Consider the following 18,147-nt stretch of genomic DNA (forward strand, 5'->3'; position numbering starts at 1 on the left):
ATCAATATGGCCACGTCCATTCGGCGATCTCGTCGGGATCGGTGCCATGCGTATGCGCGTAATCGAGGTGGCGAATCACCGCGTTCTTCATGTCCTCTCTCAAATGCGCAGTGCTTCCGCGCAGGCGAGGCACGCGGTCGATCACGTCGATCACGAGATTGAAGCGGTCCACCTGATTGAGTATCGCGAGTTCCAGCGGAGTATTGATGTTGCCCTTCTCCTTGTAGCCGCGCACATGCAAGTTCTCGTGATTGCGGAACTTGTACGCCAGCTTGTGGATGAGCCACGGGTAGCCGTGAAAGTTGAAGATCACGGGCTTGTCCAGCGTGAACAGACTTTCGAAGTTCCGCACGCTCGATCCGTGCGGATGCTCGGTATTCGGCTGCATCTTGAACAGATCGACCACATTCACGAAGCGCAGCTTCAGTTCCGGCAGATGTTCGCGCAGGATGGCCGTGGCCGCGAGCGCTTCCTGAGTCGCGACGTCGCCGCACGACGCCATGACGACATCGGGCTCTTCGTTTTCGTCGTTGCTCGCGCGCCGCCAGACGCCCATGCCCTTCGCGCAATGCACGATGGCTTCGTCGATCGTCATGAACTGCAAGTGCTTCTGTTTGTCCGCGACGATCACATTGATGCAATCGGTCGATCGCAGGCACTGATCGGCCACGACGAGAAGCGTGTTCGCGTCGGGCGGCAGATAGACTCGCGTCACGGACGGACTCTTGTTCGTCACGAGATCGATGAACCCCGGGTCCTGATGCGAGAAGCCGTTGTGATCCTGACGCCAGACCGTGGAAGACAGCAGAATGGTCTCCGACGAAACGGACGCACGCCAGGGCACATGGTTCTTGCAGATGTCGAGCCATTTCGCGTGCTGATTGAACATCGAATCCACGACATGCGCGAATGCCTCATACGTATGGAAGAAGCCGTGACGTCCGGTCAGCAGGTAGCCTTCGAGCCAGCCGAGCAAGGTGTGCTCCGAGAGCATCTCCATGACGCGGCCGTCGCGCGAGAGTTCGCCGCCGTCCTCGTCCTCGGGAAGCATGTCGGCCATCCAGACCTTCTTGCTTGCCTGATAAACCGCCTGTAGCCGGTTGGAGGCCGTTTCATCGGGACCGAACACGCGGAACGTGTCCATGTTGGCGCGCATGATGTCGCGCAGGAATTCGCCCAGCGGACGGGTGTTCTCATGCTGGACGGTCCCCGCCTGGCCGACATCGACCGCATAGTCGCGGAAGTCGGGAAGCTTGAGTTCCTTGCGCAGCACGCCGCCGTTCGCATGAGGATTCGCGCTCATCCGCCGCGTTCCGGTCGGCGCAAGCGCCCGGATTTCTTCGCGCAGCCGGCCGTTTGCGTCGAAGAGTGTTTCCGGCTCGTAGCTCTGCATCCAGCGTTCGAGCACCGCGAGATTCGCGGGGTTCGTATGCACATCCGAGAACGGTACCTGATGCGAACGCCACGAGCCTTCGACCTTATGCCCGTTGATCTCCTTCGGTCCGGTCCAGCCCTTCGGCGTGCGCAGCACGATCATCGGCCAACGCGGGCGTTCCAGACCCTTGCCGGCGCGACTGTTCTCCCAGATCGCGCGGATATCGGCGGTGACCCGATCGAGTGTCTCGGCCATCTTCCGGTGCATCTGCGCGTGGTCCGATCCTTCGACGAAATACGGGGTGTAGCCGTAGCCGACGAAAAGCGCCTCCAACTCTTGATGGCTGATGCGCGCGAGGATCGTCGGGTTCGCGATCTTGTAGCCGTTGAGATTGAGAATGGGCAGCACTGCGCCGTCGCGCGCGGGATTGATGAACTTGTTCGAATGCCATGCAGTTGCGAGCGGTCCGGTCTCCGCTTCGCCATCGCCCACGACGCACGCGACGATGAGTCCGGGATTGTCCAGCACCGCGCCGTACGCATGCGACAGGCTGTAACCCAGTTCGCCGCCTTCATGGATAGATCCCGGCGTTTCCGGCGTCACGTGCGAGCCGATATGGCCGGGAAACGAGAACTGCTTGAAGAACTTCTGCAAGCCCTCGGTATCCTCGCTTTTGTCGGGATAGACCTCCGAATAGGTGCCTTCGAGATAAGCGGGGCCGAGCACGCCGGGCGCGCCGTGTCCGGGACCGGCCATGAAAACGACATCGAGGTCGTCGCGCTTGATGACGCGGTTCATATGCGCCCAGACGAACGAAAGAGCAGGGCTCGCGCCCCAGTGCCCGAGCAGGCGGTGCTTGACGTGCTCCGCTTTGAGCGGCTCGCGCAGCAGCGGGTTATCCGCGAGAAAGATCATGCCCGCCGATAAGTAATTGCACGCGCGCCACCATGCATCGACGAGCCGTAGTTCGTCGTCTTCGATGGTAGTTGCGTCAGACGGATTGGTGCTGGAACGATCGTTCATCGACGTCTCCGTTCAATAGCGGCGCATCGGAACGCACGTCGTGCTTTTTCACGAGGCGTCGCGCTGCGCGAGGTTCGCAGTTCGGTAGGTGCGCTCTTTCGTGCTTATTTTTATGCGTCTTATTGAGTCGATATCACGCGATGCCGCGATGTTCAAGATTCGAGGCGCGCGATTTCCACAAGGTTTGATCTGACTGCGCATAGAGCGCATTCAGTACTTGATGTCTCTTGCAGCCTGACGCCCGTGTTGCTTCGTCTCGCGCTTGTCCTGCCGGCATTGCGCATTCGATTGCTGGTTCGCCGCGCGGCAGTCCTGTTTGGTATGCCGCGCGGTCTGGCGCGTCTCTTGGCGCACATCGCGCCCGGCGCGGCGTTGCTGCGCCTGCTGCGTTGGCAAGGCGCTGTCAGGCCACGACAAGGCGAGCATGGCAGTGGCGATCGCGATGAACCTGAGTGTGCATGCGGGCATGATGTGGGCTCCGAAAGGATGGGAAGATTCCCCGGCTCTTCTCCTTCAAGATAGCGACCTCGCCCGACCTTGTGAATCGGCATTTGCGAAGAGATAGCTTGACTGTCGGCGGCGCATGGATTTAATTGATTAAAGAAGCCGACATGCTGTCGACGGCGTGGTGCTTATCGACCGGAGCTAAACCCGTGAGACTTCTTTCCGTAGCCACCGGTGCGTGCTTCTCGCTGGTTCTGCATGACGCGTGCGCGAGCCCGGTGGACTTTTCGAACGCACTGCCGAATTTTTTCGGCGCGGGCATCGGATCGACGACCGAGTACGCCGGCGGCAAGGACCGCATCGTAGGCGTGCTTCCCGGCATGCGCTACGCGACGAGCGGCGGCCATCTGTTCGAGTGGTACGGGACCTATGCGCAATACAACTTCGGTACGCTAACCGGCTTCCAGTGGGGCCCGGCACTGGCGCTTCGTCTCGGCCGACGCAATGTCGATGACGCCGTGGTATCGCAGGTCCATGAGGTATCCACGACAGTCGAAGGCGGCGGCTTCGTCGGTTACGAATACAGCCACGCTGGCGACGTACCGTATCGTCTTCGAGGCGAAGTCACCGTCGTCACCAATGCAGGAGCCGTCTATACGGGCGCGCGGGTTTCACTGAACACGAGCGCGTGGTTTCCGCTGCACTCGCGCGTGTTCGTCGGCGGCGGAGCCGGCGCGACTTGGGTGAGCGGCGGCTTCAACGAGACCTACTACGGCGTCACGCAGGAAGACGCGCAAAGGAGCGGGCTGCCTGTCTTCCGTCCGGGCGGCGGACTGAATCAACTGACCGGCTGGATCGCCGGAATCTACAAGATCACGCCGAAGTGGTACGCAGGCGCGATGGTCTACTATCAGCGTTTGATGGGCGACTCGGCGGCGAGCCCGATCGTGACCCAGCGCGGCACGCGCAATCAGCTGACCTACGGCGTTGGCGTTGCCTATGCATTTCAATAAGCACGCCGGCTTTCGATGCCAGCGTTCTAGCGGCAAGCGAAACGACGGTGCACGTCAACGATATCCATTCACGCGATGCCGCGCTAGTGCATCGCGCCCGCGAGCGCTTCCGCGTCGAGGCCGACGATGAGATCGACTTCGCCGTTAGAGAGCGTTTGCGTCGCCGGCACGCCAGCGGTCGTCAGCGCCTTGTTGTCCATGCGCGATGCGTCGTTCAGCAGAACGCGCAGGCGTGTCGCCGCGAGCGGTTGCAGCGTGACGATGTTCGCGCCCCCGCCCAACGCTTCGCGAATCTTTTCGGCGCGCGCCGCATAAGCCGAACCGTCGGAAGCAGGTGCAAAAGCCGGTGCAGGCGCCGCATCTGCGGCCTGTGCAGCACCGGCCGCGCCCGCCGCCGGCAGATCGGCTTCCGCGCCCGCGCGCTTCAGATAGTCCTGCATGTCCGTCTTCATGTTCTCCGAGAGCGGCCCGAAGATGGCCTGCACGCCGTTACCCACGCGCACGACGCCTGCCGCGCCCAACGCCTTGAGCCTGGCATCGTCGACGAGCGCGGGATCGTTCACGGAGATGCGCAGCCGCGTGATGCACGCATCGAGACTCTTGATGTTGGAACGCCCGCCGAACGCGAGCACGAGATCGCGAGAGCGTCCGCCCATCTCGGCCGTGCTGCCCGCGGCTGCTTCGACGGTATCGTCCTCGCGGCCCGGCGTCTTGAGATCGAAGCGCGTGATGACGACGCGGAACACGGCGTAATAGATCACCGCATAGATCGGTCCGACGATAAAGACGTACCACGCGTTGGTCGCCTTGTTGCCGATCAGATTGAACATCACGAAGTCGATCGCGCCCTGAGAGAACGTGAAGCCCATGTGCATGTTCAACGTGTTGGCAACGAACTGCGCCGATGCCGCGAGACACGCGTGGATGAAGTACAGCACCGGCGCGACGAACAGGAACGCGAACTCGATCGGCTCCGTGATGCCCGTGAGAAACGAGGTCAGCGCGGCGGACACCATCATGCCGCCGACCGCCACTTTCTTTTCCGGCTTCGCGCAATGCCAGATTGCGATGGCGGCCGCGGGCAGGCCGAACATCTTGAAGAAATACGCGCCGGCGAGAATCCCGGCCGTGCGGTCGCCCGCGAAGAAGCGCGTGATGTCGCCGTGCACGACCTTGCCGGTGGTGGGATCGAGATAGCTGCCCGCTTCGAAGAAGAACGGCACGTTCCAGATGTGATGCAGGCCGAAGGGAATCAACAGCCGTTCGACGAAACCATAGATGGTCGCCGCCGTGCGCGGATCGGACACCGCCGCCCAGTGCGAGAACGCCTTGATCGCGCTGCCGATAGGCGGCCAGATGACCGAGAGAATCGCGCCGAGCACGATCGAACCGATTGCCGTGACGATCGGCACGAAGCGCTTGCCCGCGAAGAAGCCGAGATACGGCGGCAGCGTGATGCGGTAGTAGCGATTGAACATCCACGCCGCGAGACCGCCCGCGAGAATGCCGCCGAACACGCCGGTCTGGATCGACGGAATGCCCATGATGGTGTCGGGCTTCACGCCTTCGAACGTTGCGATGACGCCCAGCGTCGCTGTCATCACGAGAAAGCCGATGGTCGCGGCAATGCCCGACACGCCGTCGTTCTCCGTGAAGCCGAGCGCGACGCCGATGGCGAAGATCAACGGCAGGTTGCTGAAGATCACGTCGCCCGCGTTCTTCATGAGCGCGAGCACGATGCCGGGGATATAACCGTGGAAGTCGGTGGAGCCGAGGCCGAGCAGCAACCCCGCGACCGGCAGCACCGCGACGGGCAGCATCAGCGATTTGCCGACCTTCTGCACCACGCCGAAAGCGTTCTTGAACATGCTGTCTCTCCGCTTGTTCCGGTGATCGCCTCTTACCTATTCCGCATAGCGAGCGAGCAGCGCGCGCACTTCCGCCGTGGTGCCGAGGGTCAGTACCTTGGCTGCGAGCGCGCGGCATTCGTCCATCGTGAGGCGCGCGAGCTGCGCCTTGATCGAGCCGATGGCCGGCACGCTGACCGACAACTCGTCGATGCCGAGTCCGGCCAGCACGGGCACGGCCATCGCATCCGACGCAATCCCGCCGCATACGCCCACCCATTTGCCGTGCCGGTGCGCGCCGTCGATGGTCATGCCGATGAGACGCAGCACGGCCGGATGCAGCGCGTCGGCCTGCTTCGCGAGCTTCGGATGCCCGCGATCCATCGCGAGGGTGTATTGCGTCAAATCGTTGGTGCCGATGGAAAAGAAATCGGCTTCCTGCGCGAGCGGCTCCGCAATCAGCGCAGCCGATGGCACTTCGATCATCACGCCTACCTTGATGCGGCTCATCTGCTCGCCTGCTTCCTCTTGCAGAATGCGCTTGGCCGCGCGCAGTTCGTCGAGAGTCGCGATCATCGGGAACATCACATGCAGATTGCCGATGGGCGCCGCCCGCAGGATCGCGCGCAACTGCGTCCGAAAGAAGTCGGGCAGTTCGAGACTCACGCGCACGCCGCGCAGGCCGAGAAACGGGTTGTCTTCCTTCGGCAGCGGCATATACGAAAGCGGTTTGTCGCCGCCGACATCGAGCGTGCGAACGACGAGCGGACGCTCGCGGCCGAGCGCTTCGGCGACGGCGCAGTACTCGGCCGCCTGTTCTTCTTCGGAAGGCGCGGTGTCGCGATTGTCGAATAGGAACTCGGAGCGCAACAGACCCACGCCTTCGGCGCCCGCCGCGACGGCATCGCGCGCTTCCTGCGCGTTGCGGATGTTGGCGACCACTTCGATGCGATGACCATCGGCGGTCACCGCGAGCTTGCTCGCGGCGGTTTGTTCTTGTGCCCGCTTCAATGTCTGCCGCTCGATGCGCTCGCGCGCCTTTTGCAGGTCGTCAGCGCCTGGGTTGCGTCGCAGGCTGCCACGCGAGCCATCGAGCACGACGAGCGTGCCGTCGGACAACTGCAACGCGCTTTCGTCGATGCCGCAGATAGCCGGAATGCCGAGCGAGCGCGCCAGTATCGCGACGTGGCTCGTCGCGCCGCCTGTCGTCGTGCAGAAGCCGAGCACTTTGCTTCTGTCAAGCGACGCGGTGTCCGAAGGAGAGAGTTCCTCGGCGATGAGAATGGATTCGTCCGGCACGTCGATGCGCGCCTGCTTCGCGCCCGCGAGCAACGCGAGCACGCGGCGGCCGACATCGCGGATATCGCCCGCCCGTTCGCGCAGAAGCGCGTTGTCGAGCTTCTCGAGATGGCTTGCCTGCGCCTCGAAAGCGGCGCGCCACGCGAAGCCCGCGCTCTTGCCGTCGCTGATGCCGGCGATCGCCGCGTCGTTGAGATCCGGATCGCCCAGCAGTTCGAGATGAGCATTGAGGATCTCTGCCTTCGACGGATCGGTCAGCTTCGCCTTCAGCGCCTCGATCTGCTGACGCGCTTCATGATGCGCCGCGTCGAGCCGCGCGCGCTCGCGTTGCGGCGATTCGCCCGTCTCGGCCACGTCGATGACTTCGCGGCGAAACTGCACGATCTTGCCGACCGCGAGCCCCGGCGACGCCGAGACGCCGGTGAACTCGTTCGCGTCGGCAGGCGTGGCGCGTGGCGGCGCGGCGGCTTCGCTCGTCATGGCAGGAGCGGCAGGCGCGGGCGCTTCGCCGGGCTTCTCGCCCGAACCCGACGCCAGCAGGCGCGCGAGCGCGGTCGCGGCTTCATTCGCATCGGGCCCGGCGGCTTCGATGCGCAGCTTGTCGCCGAAGCTCGTCGATAGCGCCATCAGCGCGACCACGGACTTCGCGTTCGCGCTGTCGCTGCCGCGCACGACGCGAATCTCGGAGGTGTACTTCTTGGCTTCGGCGGCGAACACGGCGGCGGGTCGCGCGTGCAGACCTTGCGGATTCGGCAGCGTGACTTCGTCGGATACGGCCTGTCCGCCTGCGTCGCGGCTCGCGTTGTCTTTGGTCGGCGCGACGAACTCGACCCGAAGCGCGACGTCCTGGCCCGCCGTGACGAGGCCCGTGGCCGGTTCATAGCGGGTGACGAGCTCGCCGTTCGCGATGACCATTTCCGTGAGCAGACTCACGGCCTTTGCGCCGACGACGAGCGGGTCGAAGCGAATGAGCGGCTGGCCGGTCACGACGGTATCGCCTTCCTTCACGAGCGGCGTGAAGCCTTCGCCGCGCAGCATCACCGTATCGAGACCGATGTGAATCAGCACTTCGAGACCGCAGTCGCCCGTCACGGTCGCTGCATGACAGGCGCGATGCAGTTGCGTGACCTTGCCGGCGAGCGGCGAGAGCAATTCGTCGGAAGTCGGATCGATCGACACGCCATCACCGACCATCTTCTGAGCGAACACCGGATCGGGCACGGTATCGAGTTGGACCATGACGCCTGAAATGGGCGCCATCAGCTCGATTCGCTCTAAACGTCGCGGAGCTTTCATGTGAACGACTCCTTGTCCCTCGACTGCGCGAGGTCAATACATAAGACGTCTGCGCAAGGTTGTTCAATGGACCATTTGCCTACGATGAATCATAGGCAAACGAAGAACGAATCGCCGGAATATGTGGGCAGGGTTTGATCTGATGCAGAGCGCTTTGCGTTGAAACCAATTGACGGGAACGATGCGGGAAGTGAAACGTTATTAGCAAGACTAACTGATTGGTCGGTTCCTCGTTTTTGCCGTATCGGATCGCTCGTACGAGAAGAGATTTCGGAATTACGTGATTAGAGAATAGCGCTGCGAGCGCGGAGTGTAGTCAACTGGGTATCTTGGCGTCGATGATGCGTTGCGCTGCGCTGAGCCCGCTCGACAGAGCCTCGTCCTCCGTGCGGAAGACAGTATGCGTTTCGGAGACCAGCCGAACCGGTACGCCGACAGGCCGCTTCGGTTCAGCGGTGCAAACACTCACTACAGCAATGAATCCGACGGGGTCGCTGAATTTCGCTTCGTGCGACACGGCTTTGACTGGCTCGAGGTGAATCGTGATCTCGAACCCTCGATAAGGATAGCTTCGCTCCATCGATTCGCCCTCGAAAGGTTCATCAATTGCAGATGCGGATACTGCATGACTGCGAGCGGTGACGACCGCAACTGCCGATGCTAAGGCATTCTACTTCTCCGGAATGTCGATTCGCAGCGGCGTAGGGTTTGTGCTTAGCGGAGTCATCGGCGACTGCCGTATGTTTTGCCGATCTAAGCGTGGATGCCGCGCCGCGTGCGAATACGCTCTCGCATTACACGAGGCGCGCGCCGCCATCGACGTTCAGTGTCGCGCCGTTCATGAAGCCATTGGTCATCAGGAATACCACGCCTGCGCCGGCTTCGCTCGCGGTGCCGAGACGATGCAGCGGCAAGGTCTTCTCCATATTGGCCACGACTGCATCTCGCGCGTCGCCGAGTGCTTTGCGCAGGATCGGCGTATCGATCGGACCGGGCGACAGCGTGTTGACGCGCACCGGCGCCAGTTCGAGTGCCAGCCCGCGAGCGAGCGCTTCCATCGCGGCGGACGCGGCGGCGAGCACTGCGGTGCCGTAGGCGTTCGGACGGTCGGCGAGACTGCCCGAGATGAAAGTGATCGAGCCATCGGTGCGCAACCGGTCGCCCAGGGCGCGAATGACGTGCACGGCCGCCCAGATGCGTTCCTCGAACGCATTGCGAAGATGCGCGACCTCGGCCTCGCGCACCGTCCCTGCGACGAAAGTGCCCGCCAGCAAGACGAGATGATCGACCTTCGCAATGTCTCGCACGGCCTGCTGCAGAGCGTGCGCGTCGGTCACGTCGGCCGCGCGCCAACCGGCGAAGCCATGTTGCGCCGCGACGCGTTGAGCGGTGTCGGCAGAGCGTCCGACGACGATGACCTCCGCGCCCGCCCGCTTCGCCTGAACGGCCGCGTCGAGCCCGATGCCCGACGTCCCACCGAAGATCAATGCCGTCTTGCCGGCCAGCGGGCGGTGAGCGACTGCTTCGGCCTGTGCGTCTTGCGCGTTCGTATTCGCGTTCATGTCCTTCTCCTGTTTGACTTCGCCGGTTCGGCGTCGATGGAAGAAGGTTAATTCGAGAGACTGCGCTTGATAATCGGGCTACGGTTCGCTTTAATGATGCCATCATGGAACAAATCGCCATCGAAAGGCTCACTGGGCTCATTGCTTTTGCGCGTGCGGCGTCGCTGGGCAGCTATACGGCTGCGGCGCGTTCGCTGTCGGTTTCACCATCGGCGATCAGCAAGAGCATCCAGCGGCTGGAGCAGCATTTCGGCCTCGTGCTGTTCACCCGGACCACGCGCTCGCTGACGCTGACGCCCGAGGGCCGAGATCTTCTGGAGCGCACGCAACGCTTATTGCGCGAAGCGGAAGGGATCGAGCAAGGCGTCGCCGCAGCGCGCGCCGAGCCGGCGGGAACGCTGAAGGTGACGGCGCCGCTGCCCGTCGGCGTGAACATCCTCGCGCCGGCCTTGCCCGCGTTTCGCCGACAGCATCCGAAAGTGACCGTCGATGTGCGCCTGAGCGACCGCTACGTCGATCTGGTCGAGGAGGGCGTGGATGTCGCCATTCGAGTCGGCGAACCCGGCGACACGCGGTTGATCGCGCGTCGTCTGGCACCGCATCGGATTTGCGCATTCGCGTCCCCCGAATACTTGCGGGAGCGAGGCGTGCCGCAGCATCCGAACGATCTCTTGCAGCATGACTGCGTGAACTTCAGATATCAGTCGACGGGGCAGGAAGCCGCGTGGCCCTTCAACGTGGGCGGCAAGCTCCTTGAGTTCACGCCTGCGTCGGCTTTGATGATCGATGTCAGCGACGCGGTTGCCGCGGCGTTGGCCGCCGGCGCCGGCATCGGGATTTCGACGACGTATATCGCGGCCTCTTACGTTCGGCGGCGCGAACTCGTACCGGTGCTGCACGAGTTCGCTTACGACCGCTTCCATCTGCATGCCGTGTGGCCCGAGAGCCGCCGCAGCAATCCGGCGGTAAAAGCGTTTGTCCGCTTTTTGCAGGACATCTTTCCGTCGCCCGCGCCCTGGGACGTGCTGGTGCGGGATCATGCTTCTTAGCGGCTGTGAGTTGTCGGGGAACGTCGCTGACGTGAGTGGGCGTGAGTCGACGCGCTCGCTGATCATGGCCTATCGATCATGCTCGCATTGCGCGCGGATTCTTAGCTCACGGGAGCGCCAAACGCATCGACGAAGCGCTCCATCAAGCGTGCTTCCCGGCGGCTTCGACTCCGAGCGCCGCGCGCGTCTCACGAAGAAGCTCGTCGGATAGCTCGGGATCATCAACGGCACGTGCCAGAATAAGAGCGCCGACGATGCTCGAGAGCGTGTGGATCGCATCGCGTCGAACACTTTTCTTGTTGGCTTTCGCACGAGGCTCGGAGAAGCCCTCGATCATGCTTTCCACGTGATGGGTGAACGCGGTTTGGGCCGTAGGTTCATGTGCGATCTCTCCCGCCAGCCCGGCCATCAGACAGCCATTGCCTCTATCGTCGCGGTGCTGCGCGCTCAGATAACCGTTGACGTAATCGATTCTCGACGCGCCCCGAGCCATGCCTTCCTTCATGGATTCGAGCGCTTTGACCGATGCATCTTCGATGCTCTTTCCGATCAGATCTTCTTTGGACTCGAAGTGATGATAGAACGCGCCGTGGGTCAGGCCCGTCGCCTTCATGATTTCGCTCAGGCTCACGCCGGAGAACCCGCGCTCGCGAAATAGAATCGATGCCTGTTCCAGGATACGGGCGTGCTTCTCTGCCGTCTCCTCTGGCGGGTAACGCATACATCCTCCCATTAAACCAGTAAGAAACAAGTTGACTTTAAACAGTATAGCGATCATGCTTCGCGAATGGAAGCATGATGACCATCATGTTTGACCTGTCGCAGGTCCGTGTGGTCGATGCTTCCATGCGTGCTCAAACATGATGGTCATAATGCTTAACGGCGTTGTCCTTTTTACCGAGGTTCGTATGAAGAAGTTTCTTGTGACAGGTTCCACCGGTACCACGGGTGCCCCGACGGTTCGCCTCTTGCTCGAAAACGGCCACCGCGTGGCGGCATTCGTGCGCCGCGAAGATGCCCGTTCCGCGGCGCTCGAGAAACTGGGCGCAGAGATCGTGACCGGTGACCTGCTCAATATCGAAGATGTGCGCCGCGCGACGACGGGCGTCGACGGCGTCTACTTCTGTTATGCGTTGACGCACGGAGCGGTGGAAGCGACGGCGATACTCGCTCAAGCGGCAATCGAGCAAGGCGTCAGGCAGATCGTCTATATGTCGCAACGACAGTCGCGCCCGCACGCACGCAGTCCCGCGACCATGAGCCACTGGCTGTCCGAGAGAATTCTCGATCGCTCGAGCGTGCCCACGGCGCATCTTCGAGTCAACTTCTTCGCGGAATGGATGTTGTACACAGCCAATGAGATTCGCGCGGGTCGCTATCTGACGCCGTTCGATGCAGAGAGCCGCTTCGTTCCGATCGCCGCAGTGGATATCGCACGTCTGGCCGTACGAATCCTCGAGAATCCGGAAGCATTCGGCAGCACGATCATTCCGGTCACTGGCTCGGTCGAAGTATGCCATATCGAACTCACGCGCATCCTTGCAGAGACGCTAGGAAAGGAGGTGCTGTTCAAGCAGGTGTCGCCAGAAGAGTTCGTGAGAACGATCGGACTGGATAAGGATCCTTCCTTCGTCCGGCATTTCAGGGCAGTCAAGATCGATCAGCAGGAGGGATTGCTTGCCGGCGTCGACAAGAGCGCGGCGGAAATCATCGGTCAGCCGCTGGTGACGCCCGAACAGTTCATCAAAGAGCATCGGCATCTCTTGGCTTGATCTTGATAGACGGACAAGTTCGGTCATAACCTACTGGTCCGTCGTTTCGCGGTCCCCCGTTCGGCCGTGGCGATGCCTCAGTTGGATGGTCCGCGAGTTAGGGTTCATGAGCGCAACGCTTGCGCGAGGAATCGTTGGCAGACACCGACCTGTCGCCCTCTGCCGTGCACGCAGTGCTCGAAATCGGCGCGAGTCCCGGGATCAACGGCAAGGAACTGGCCGAGCTCCTGAGACTGGATAAGTCCAATAGCAGCAGGCAGATCGCGCGCCTGGAGGCGGCGGGGATCGTCGAACGGCGCGCGTCCGACGGCGATGCGCGTTCATCGGAACTCTATTTGACGCATGGAGGAAAGCAACTCAGGCAGAAGATCGACCGGTTCGCGTCGTCTCAGGTCTCGAAGGCCCTTGCGCGCTTGAGCCCTTCCGACCAATTGGCCATGGTGCGCGCAGTCGGACTGTATGCCGATGCATTGGGGCAAGACAACGGTACCGATACACCGGTTAGCAGAACCGTATCTGCCTCCATAGTGGAGGGATACCGACCCGGCTGCATCGGTGATGTGGCCAGCCTGCACGGGCGCTTCTATGCACAGCACTGGGGTTTTGGCGCCTTCTTCGAAAAGAGAGTCGCGACCGAACTGGCCGCGTTCGCCGAAGCCTTGCCGCAGGATGGCAAAGCGCTCTGGCTCGGCGAGCGCGACGGCCGCACGCTCGCATCGCTTGCCATCGATGGGAACTTAAAGAGCGGAGTGGCGCATCTGCGTTGGTTCATTGTGGACGACGCATTGCGCGGCACTGGAATAGGAAGGCAGCTCATGACGCGCGCCATGAACTTCGTCGACCAGCATTTCGCCGAGACGTACCTCTCCACGTTCAAGGGTCTGGAGGCAGCGAGGCACCTGTATGAATCATTCGGCTTCGAACTGTGCGAGGAAGCTCAGGGCACGCAATCGGGAACGAGCGTCACGGAACAGCGGTTCGTGCGTCGGACGGCCTGACCCGCGCGGCTGGATCATCGTTGGAGCGGTGACGCGGGAGGTGCTGCTGACCTAGCGCCCCAGTCTCACCACCACGGACGCAACCAGTCGCCGTCTCTTGAATCGGGCCGATGACCGCGCCCCTCGCCATCCCGATGGTGTCGTTCTTCGCAACGGTGCGCTTTCGGCAGGCCGCTCACCTTACGAATGTACCCGGTGCTTCCCGCAGCTTCAGCAAAGAACAGATCGCCTTCCGGCCCGAACGCGAGTTCTCTGGGACCGCTCAAAATGCCGGCCTGAGTGGCAGGGCCGCCGTCGCCGCTATGACCGTCCATCCCACTACCGGCAATGGTCGTGATGATGCCGGTGTGCCTGTTCACCTGGCGCACGCGGAAGTTGAAGGTATCGCTGATCGTCAGGTTGCCCGCGCAATCGAACGTGATGTGCGTAGGGAAGTTCAGGAGCGCGTCGGTCGCGAGAACGCCGTCGCCGTTGTAGCATGCGGAGCCGCCAATTTGCTGGCACGTGGTCCCCGCGCCGGCTACTTTGGTGACCGTCCCGGTCGATGCGTCGACCCGGACGACATTCGGCGGAACGGGGTCCACTACATAAAGGACGCCGCGCGGATCGAACGCCATGGTGACGATGTACGTGGCACCGAGCTCGACAACGGTCGAGATAATCCCTGTGCGATGGTCCACTCGCCGGATGAGGCCGGCTGCCGAATCGGCAATGTAGAGATCGCCTTCGCGATTCACCGCGACATCGTTGGCGAATACCGTTGCCTCCGTGGCCGGACCGCCGTCGCCGCGGTTGGGCACGTTGGGCGTGCCCGGGCCAGCAACCGTGGCAATGATGCCGGTCTCGCGATCGACCCTTCGAACGACTCTCGCATTCCCCGAATCGCCGATGAAGACGTTACCTGCGCGGTCGAGCGCCACGCCTGTCGGATAGCCGAGTTGCGCCTGCGTGGCCGGGCCGCCGTCGCCGCGATAGCCCGCCTGCCCGGTGCCGGCAATGATCGTCACCGTGCCGTTCCTGTGGTCGATTCGCCTAACCACGTGATGCGTCGGTTCGGCGGTATAGATGTTGCCCCATCGGTCCGCCGCGATGGCTTCGGCCTGTATGGCCTGCGCGCCGTCGCCGCCCGCAAAGGTCGTGATGGTCTGCGCCTGAGCGGCATGCGCGAACGCGACGAGCAGCAGTGCATAGAAGGCTCGCAACATGACAGCGAGGCTCCGGCCTATGCGGGCTATGCGGGGTATGCGCGGCATACATCCTCCTTTCGGCATCATCGAACTGCACGGTCATTCAATAGTCGATGTCGCGGAATGCAGGATGTTGTGGCCAAGGGGAAGCGAGCCCGAAAGCGTCCAAACCGCCCGACACTTCATTTTAGTAAGAAGTATCGAAAAGCAAATGACTTTTCATCCTTCCGATGGGGTCGTTGCCTTCCATGCTCGCGGCACGCGATGAAAGTTGCGGTCGAAATAGATCAGACTGTCGCCATCGCTTCGCACCTTGATGTGCGTCGTTTGCACGAACATCACGGCATGCGAGCCGACATCTTTTGCTTCGACAATCGTGCCTTGCAAGCTCGCTAGGGCGCCACGCAAAACGGGGACGCCGTTCTCGCCTTCGTCCCAAACCGGCAATTGAAAGCGCTCTTCCATCGATAACCCCGTCATGCCCGCGAAGTGTCGCGCGATGCTCTCCAGACTCGCCGGCAGGACGTTGATGCAAACCTGTCGATTGCCGTCGAAGACCGAATGCATCGCGCTCGACCGGTTCAGGCACACGAGCAGCGTCGGCGGCGCGTCGGTGACGGAGCAGACCGCGCTCGCCGTGATGCCGCATCGTCCGTGCGCGCCGGCCGTGGTGATGACATTGACCGCTGCGCCAAGATGGGCCATCGCTTGTCGGAACTGCTGGCGCTGCGGATCGAGTTCGGTGTGAACGGATGCGGCTTGTACGGACATGATGTTGAGTCTCCGGCTTGATCTGCCATAAATGCAGACACATGGATACGATGACACTGCGAAATTCGGATTCGTGCGCTGTCACTGCTGCTCGTGCGCCACGCATGATCAGTCAACGCATGAAAAGTCCACCGTTGATATCCCAGCACGCACCGTTGGCGAAGTAGGCATCGGCGGAAGCGAGCGTGACGGCGACATCGGCAATGTAAGACGCGGAGCCGAGGCGTCCCACCGGAATGCCGGCGATCACCTTCTCCAGCTTGTCGGCGGGCACGCTCTCATGCACGATCGCCAGATCGAGCGGTCCCGGCGAGATCGCGTTGACTGTCACGCCATGCGCCGCGAGATCGCGTGCGAAGACCTTGGTGAGCGTGATGGCGCCGCCCTTGGCCGCCGCGTAATGCGCGCCGGTCGCCGAGCCGCCATTCTGTCCCGCGAGCGATGCGATATTCACGATCCGCCCCGCGCCGTGCGTGGCGAAGTACTGCCCGAACACCTGACAGCCGAACAGCACGCTGCGCAAGTTCACGTCGATGACCTGATCGAACTCTTCCGCCGTGATCTCCATGACGGGCACCACCTTCGACGCGCCCGCGTTGTTGACGAGCGCATCGATCGCGCCCCAGCGGTCGATCAGCGCATCGCGCGCGGCCTCGAAATCGGCCTTCGATGTCACATCGAGCCTGAGCGCGAATGCGCTCGACCCGTCGCCGCTCAACCCACGCGCGAGCCTCTGCGCTGCATCGGACGCGATATCGCCGAGCGCCACTTTGTAGCCCGCGTCATGAAAGCGGCGCGCGAGCGCTTCGCCCAGTCCGCGCGCGGCCCCTGTGATGAGCACGACTCTCTTCGACATCACATGTCCTCGTCATTCGTTGGATGCGAGCGCCGCTTCGATACGCGCCGCGACCGCGCACACCGTCTCGTCCTCGCCCTTGCGGCCGACGATCTGCAATCCGGCCTTCATGCGCGTTCCGTTTATCGGCACCGGCAACGTGATGGCAGGATGCCCGCTGAGATTGAATGGCCGTATGAGCGACGACATCGCGATGACCGACGTTCCCGCGCGCGCCGCCTCGATGGTGATCGGGAGCGACGGCAGTGTCGGCAGGGTGAGCACGTCCGCGTCATCGAGCGTGCGGTCGACTTCATCCGTGATCGCGCGGCGGATGCGTTCCGCGTTGTCGAGATCGGCGGCGCTCGTATTCGCCGCCGCGCGCAGGCGGGCTTCGATATCGGCGCCGAGCTTGCCGGTATCGACGAGATGGCCGAACGCACGCCACGTCTCCGCGTTGATGACAGCCAGCCCCGCTGCGAAGGCATCGCGCATCGACGCGAGGGCCACGGGACGCGTGGACAAGCCGCTGCGTGTCGCCGCAGAGGCAACCGCGTGCCTGATGTCGTCGTCCGCATCGACATGGAGCATCGCCACCCGCGCATGCGCGACATCGCGGCGCGCGCGACCCGCCTGAAACGACGGATCGATCGCGAGCATGACGTCGATGATCGTATTCATGTCACGCGCGAACGGACCGACGCAATCCAGCGTGGTCTCGCGCGGCGCGACGCCATCGCGCGATACGCGTCCGAACGTGGGCTTGAGGCCGATCACGCCGCAACACGCCGCCGGGCCGCGCACCGAGCCGCCGGTGTCGGTGCCGAGCGCGGCATCGACGAGATGCAGGCCGACCGCGGACGCCGAACCGCTCGACGATCCGCCCGGAATGCGCGCCGCATCCTGCGGATTGCGCGGCGTGCCGCAGAAGTCGTTGATGCCGGTCATGCCGAACGCCAGCTCGTGCATGTTGGTCTTGCCGGTGATGCGCCAGCCCGCGTCGAGCAGACGCTGCACCACTTCGGCGTGGCGCGGGGCGGGCAGCGCGTCGGCGAGCGCGCGGCTCGCGGCGGTCGTCGCGTAGCCCGCGATATCGATGCTGTCCTTGATCGCAATCGTCGGCGCGTCCGGACGTGCATGCGCGATGAGATCGAACTCGTGCAAGAAGGCGCTCATGCGATGAACCCTCGGGCGGGATTGACGGACCACGGCGCGTCGAAGAGACGCTCGGTGCGGAAGTGGCGGATCAGCCAGATGGCTTCGTCGTGCGGTGAGGGCATGAAGTCCACTTCGAGCCGCGCCGCAATGAGTTCGGCCCGTCCATCAACATAACCGGAAGCCTGCAACATGATCCAGCGGCCCTTCGCCGACTCGCCGCGCACTTCGATATGCTCGCTCGTCAGAAAGTGCGTGTTCGTCGTGAAATGCGGCGTGGGCGGCAGATAGCGCTGCAACATCGCGACGATATTCGCCGGGCCGATTAAGCGACCGAACTTGTTTGCATACTGCGGGCCTATGCCTTCCCACACAGCATCGTCGGAAAAGAGCGCCGCGAGCGATTCGCCTTCCAGCGCGCGCGCGGGCACGTCGCACAGCGCCATGTACCGCGCGATGCTTCTGCGGACCGCGTTGTGCGCCTCCAGCGCGCGCAAGCGCTTGACGATGGTCTCGTTCAT

The 18,147-nt window shown here is 62.8% G+C and carries 15 protein-coding genes and 1 pseudogene; 4 read left to right on the top strand and 12 right to left on the bottom strand.

Annotated features, from left to right (window positions below; genetic code table 11):
- Position 1: 1 nt before the first annotated feature.
- Together LDZ24_RS24335 and LDZ24_RS24340 are read right to left on the bottom strand one after the other, a co-directional pair.
- Positions 2–2,398, bottom strand: coding sequence for a phosphoketolase (locus LDZ24_RS24335; RefSeq protein WP_248323746.1), 2,397 nt, complete (start codon positions 2,396–2,398; stop codon positions 2–4).
- 210 nt (positions 2,399–2,608) lie between these two features.
- Positions 2,609–2,824, bottom strand: a complete 216-nt coding sequence (locus tag LDZ24_RS24340) for a hypothetical protein (protein WP_248324224.1) — start codon at positions 2,822–2,824, stop codon at positions 2,609–2,611.
- Between the two features lie 227 nt (positions 2,825–3,051).
- On the opposite strand from LDZ24_RS24340, the gene LDZ24_RS24345 reads away from it, so the two are divergent.
- Entirely contained in the window at positions 3,052–3,855 is an 804-nt protein-coding gene (locus tag LDZ24_RS24345) for a MipA/OmpV family protein (RefSeq protein WP_248323747.1), read from the top strand.
- 83 nt (positions 3,856–3,938) lie between these two features.
- On the opposite strand, the gene ptsG is transcribed toward LDZ24_RS24345, so the two are convergent.
- From ptsG to LDZ24_RS24365, 4 genes are all read right to left on the bottom strand, one after another.
- Positions 3,939–5,723, bottom strand: a complete 1,785-nt coding sequence (gene ptsG / locus LDZ24_RS24350; RefSeq protein ID WP_248323748.1) for a PTS glucose transporter subunit IIBC — start codon at positions 5,721–5,723, stop codon at positions 3,939–3,941.
- A 36-nt stretch (positions 5,724–5,759) separates the two neighbouring features.
- A complete protein-coding gene (gene ptsP / locus LDZ24_RS24355) occupies positions 5,760–8,297 on the bottom strand; it encodes a phosphoenolpyruvate--protein phosphotransferase (RefSeq protein ID WP_248323749.1) in 2,538 nt (845 codons plus the stop codon).
- Positions 8,298–8,613: 316 nt separating this feature from the next.
- Entirely contained in the window at positions 8,614–8,877 is a 264-nt protein-coding gene (locus tag LDZ24_RS24360) for a hypothetical protein (protein WP_248323750.1), read from the bottom strand.
- Positions 8,878–9,091: 214 nt separating this feature from the next.
- Positions 9,092–9,859 (bottom strand): SDR family oxidoreductase, encoded by a 768-nt coding sequence (locus LDZ24_RS24365; protein WP_248323751.1) that lies wholly within the window; start codon positions 9,857–9,859, stop codon positions 9,092–9,094.
- 104 nt (positions 9,860–9,963) lie between these two features.
- On the opposite strand from LDZ24_RS24365, the gene LDZ24_RS24370 reads away from it, so the two are divergent.
- Entirely contained in the window at positions 9,964–10,908 is a 945-nt protein-coding gene (locus LDZ24_RS24370) for a LysR family transcriptional regulator (RefSeq protein WP_248323752.1), read from the top strand.
- A 142-nt stretch (positions 10,909–11,050) separates the two neighbouring features.
- Here LDZ24_RS24370 and LDZ24_RS24375 read toward each other — a convergent pair whose 3' ends face one another.
- Positions 11,051–11,629 carry a TetR/AcrR family transcriptional regulator gene (locus tag LDZ24_RS24375; protein WP_248323753.1) on the bottom strand — a complete coding sequence of 193 codons (579 nt, stop codon included), beginning with the start codon at positions 11,627–11,629 and terminating at the stop codon, positions 11,051–11,053.
- A 151-nt stretch (positions 11,630–11,780) separates the two neighbouring features.
- On the opposite strand from LDZ24_RS24375, the gene LDZ24_RS24380 reads away from it, so the two are divergent.
- Entirely contained in the window at positions 11,781–12,680 is a 900-nt protein-coding gene (locus LDZ24_RS24380) for an NmrA family NAD(P)-binding protein (protein WP_248323754.1), read from the top strand.
- 85 nt (positions 12,681–12,765) lie between these two features.
- Positions 12,766–13,678: pseudogene (locus LDZ24_RS24385) on the top strand (GNAT family N-acetyltransferase); the annotation flags it as partial.
- A 65-nt stretch (positions 13,679–13,743) separates the two neighbouring features.
- Here the strand turns inward: LDZ24_RS24385 and LDZ24_RS24390 are convergent.
- The 5 genes from LDZ24_RS24390 to LDZ24_RS24410 form a co-directional block, all read right to left on the bottom strand.
- Positions 13,744–14,883, bottom strand: coding sequence for a hypothetical protein (locus tag LDZ24_RS24390; RefSeq protein ID WP_248323755.1), 1,140 nt, complete (start codon positions 14,881–14,883; stop codon positions 13,744–13,746).
- A gap of 201 nt (positions 14,884–15,084) precedes the next feature.
- Positions 15,085–15,636, bottom strand: coding sequence for a 4-hydroxyphenylacetate 3-monooxygenase, reductase component (hpaC, locus tag LDZ24_RS24395; RefSeq protein WP_248323756.1), 552 nt, complete (start codon positions 15,634–15,636; stop codon positions 15,085–15,087).
- Positions 15,637–15,748: 112 nt separating this feature from the next.
- A complete protein-coding gene (locus LDZ24_RS24400) occupies positions 15,749–16,492 on the bottom strand; it encodes an SDR family NAD(P)-dependent oxidoreductase (RefSeq protein WP_248323757.1) in 744 nt (247 codons plus the stop codon).
- Between the two features lie 12 nt (positions 16,493–16,504).
- On the bottom strand, positions 16,505–17,647 hold the full coding sequence (locus tag LDZ24_RS24405) for an amidase (RefSeq protein WP_248323758.1): 1,143 nt from the start codon (positions 17,645–17,647) through the stop codon (positions 16,505–16,507).
- The gene (locus LDZ24_RS24410; protein ID WP_248323759.1) at positions 17,644–18,147 is read right to left on the bottom strand and encodes a nuclear transport factor 2 family protein; all 504 of its coding nucleotides are present in this window, start codon (positions 18,145–18,147) and stop codon (positions 17,644–17,646) included. Before LDZ24_RS24410 ends, LDZ24_RS24405 begins: the two co-directional genes overlap by 4 nt.

This window comes from Caballeronia sp. Sq4a, from assembly GCF_023170545.1.
In the GTDB taxonomy this organism is placed as follows: Bacteria; Pseudomonadota; Gammaproteobacteria; order Burkholderiales; family Burkholderiaceae; genus Caballeronia.

Excerpts from the sequence above, each read along its gene's own strand:
- LDZ24_RS24335 (WP_248323746.1), bottom strand. The coding sequence starts at position 2,398 with ATGAACGATCGTTCCAGCACCAATCCGTCTGACGCAACTACCATCGAA.
- LDZ24_RS24340 (WP_248324224.1), bottom strand. The coding sequence starts at position 2,824 with ATGCTCGCCTTGTCGTGGCCTGACAGCGCCTTGCCAACGCAGCAGGCG.
- ptsG (WP_248323748.1), bottom strand. The coding sequence starts at position 5,723 with ATGTTCAAGAACGCTTTCGGCGTGGTGCAGAAGGTCGGCAAATCGCTG.
- ptsP (WP_248323749.1), bottom strand. The coding sequence starts at position 8,297 with ATGAAAGCTCCGCGACGTTTAGAGCGAATCGAGCTGATGGCGCCCATT.
- LDZ24_RS24360 (WP_248323750.1), bottom strand. The coding sequence starts at position 8,877 with ATGGAGCGAAGCTATCCTTATCGAGGGTTCGAGATCACGATTCACCTC.
- LDZ24_RS24365 (WP_248323751.1), bottom strand. The coding sequence starts at position 9,859 with ATGAACGCGAATACGAACGCGCAAGACGCACAGGCCGAAGCAGTCGCT.
- LDZ24_RS24370 (WP_248323752.1), top strand. The coding sequence starts at position 9,964 with ATGGAACAAATCGCCATCGAAAGGCTCACTGGGCTCATTGCTTTTGCG.
- LDZ24_RS24375 (WP_248323753.1), bottom strand. The coding sequence starts at position 11,629 with ATGCGTTACCCGCCAGAGGAGACGGCAGAGAAGCACGCCCGTATCCTG.
- LDZ24_RS24380 (WP_248323754.1), top strand. The coding sequence starts at position 11,781 with ATGCTTAACGGCGTTGTCCTTTTTACCGAGGTTCGTATGAAGAAGTTT.
- LDZ24_RS24390 (WP_248323755.1), bottom strand. The coding sequence starts at position 14,883 with ATGTTGCGAGCCTTCTATGCACTGCTGCTCGTCGCGTTCGCGCATGCC.
- hpaC (WP_248323756.1), bottom strand. The coding sequence starts at position 15,636 with ATGTCCGTACAAGCCGCATCCGTTCACACCGAACTCGATCCGCAGCGC.
- LDZ24_RS24400 (WP_248323757.1), bottom strand. The coding sequence starts at position 16,492 with ATGTCGAAGAGAGTCGTGCTCATCACAGGGGCCGCGCGCGGACTGGGC.
- LDZ24_RS24405 (WP_248323758.1), bottom strand. The coding sequence starts at position 17,647 with ATGAGCGCCTTCTTGCACGAGTTCGATCTCATCGCGCATGCACGTCCG.
- LDZ24_RS24410 (WP_248323759.1), bottom strand. The coding sequence starts at position 18,147 with ATGAACGAGACCATCGTCAAGCGCTTGCGCGCGCTGGAGGCGCACAAC.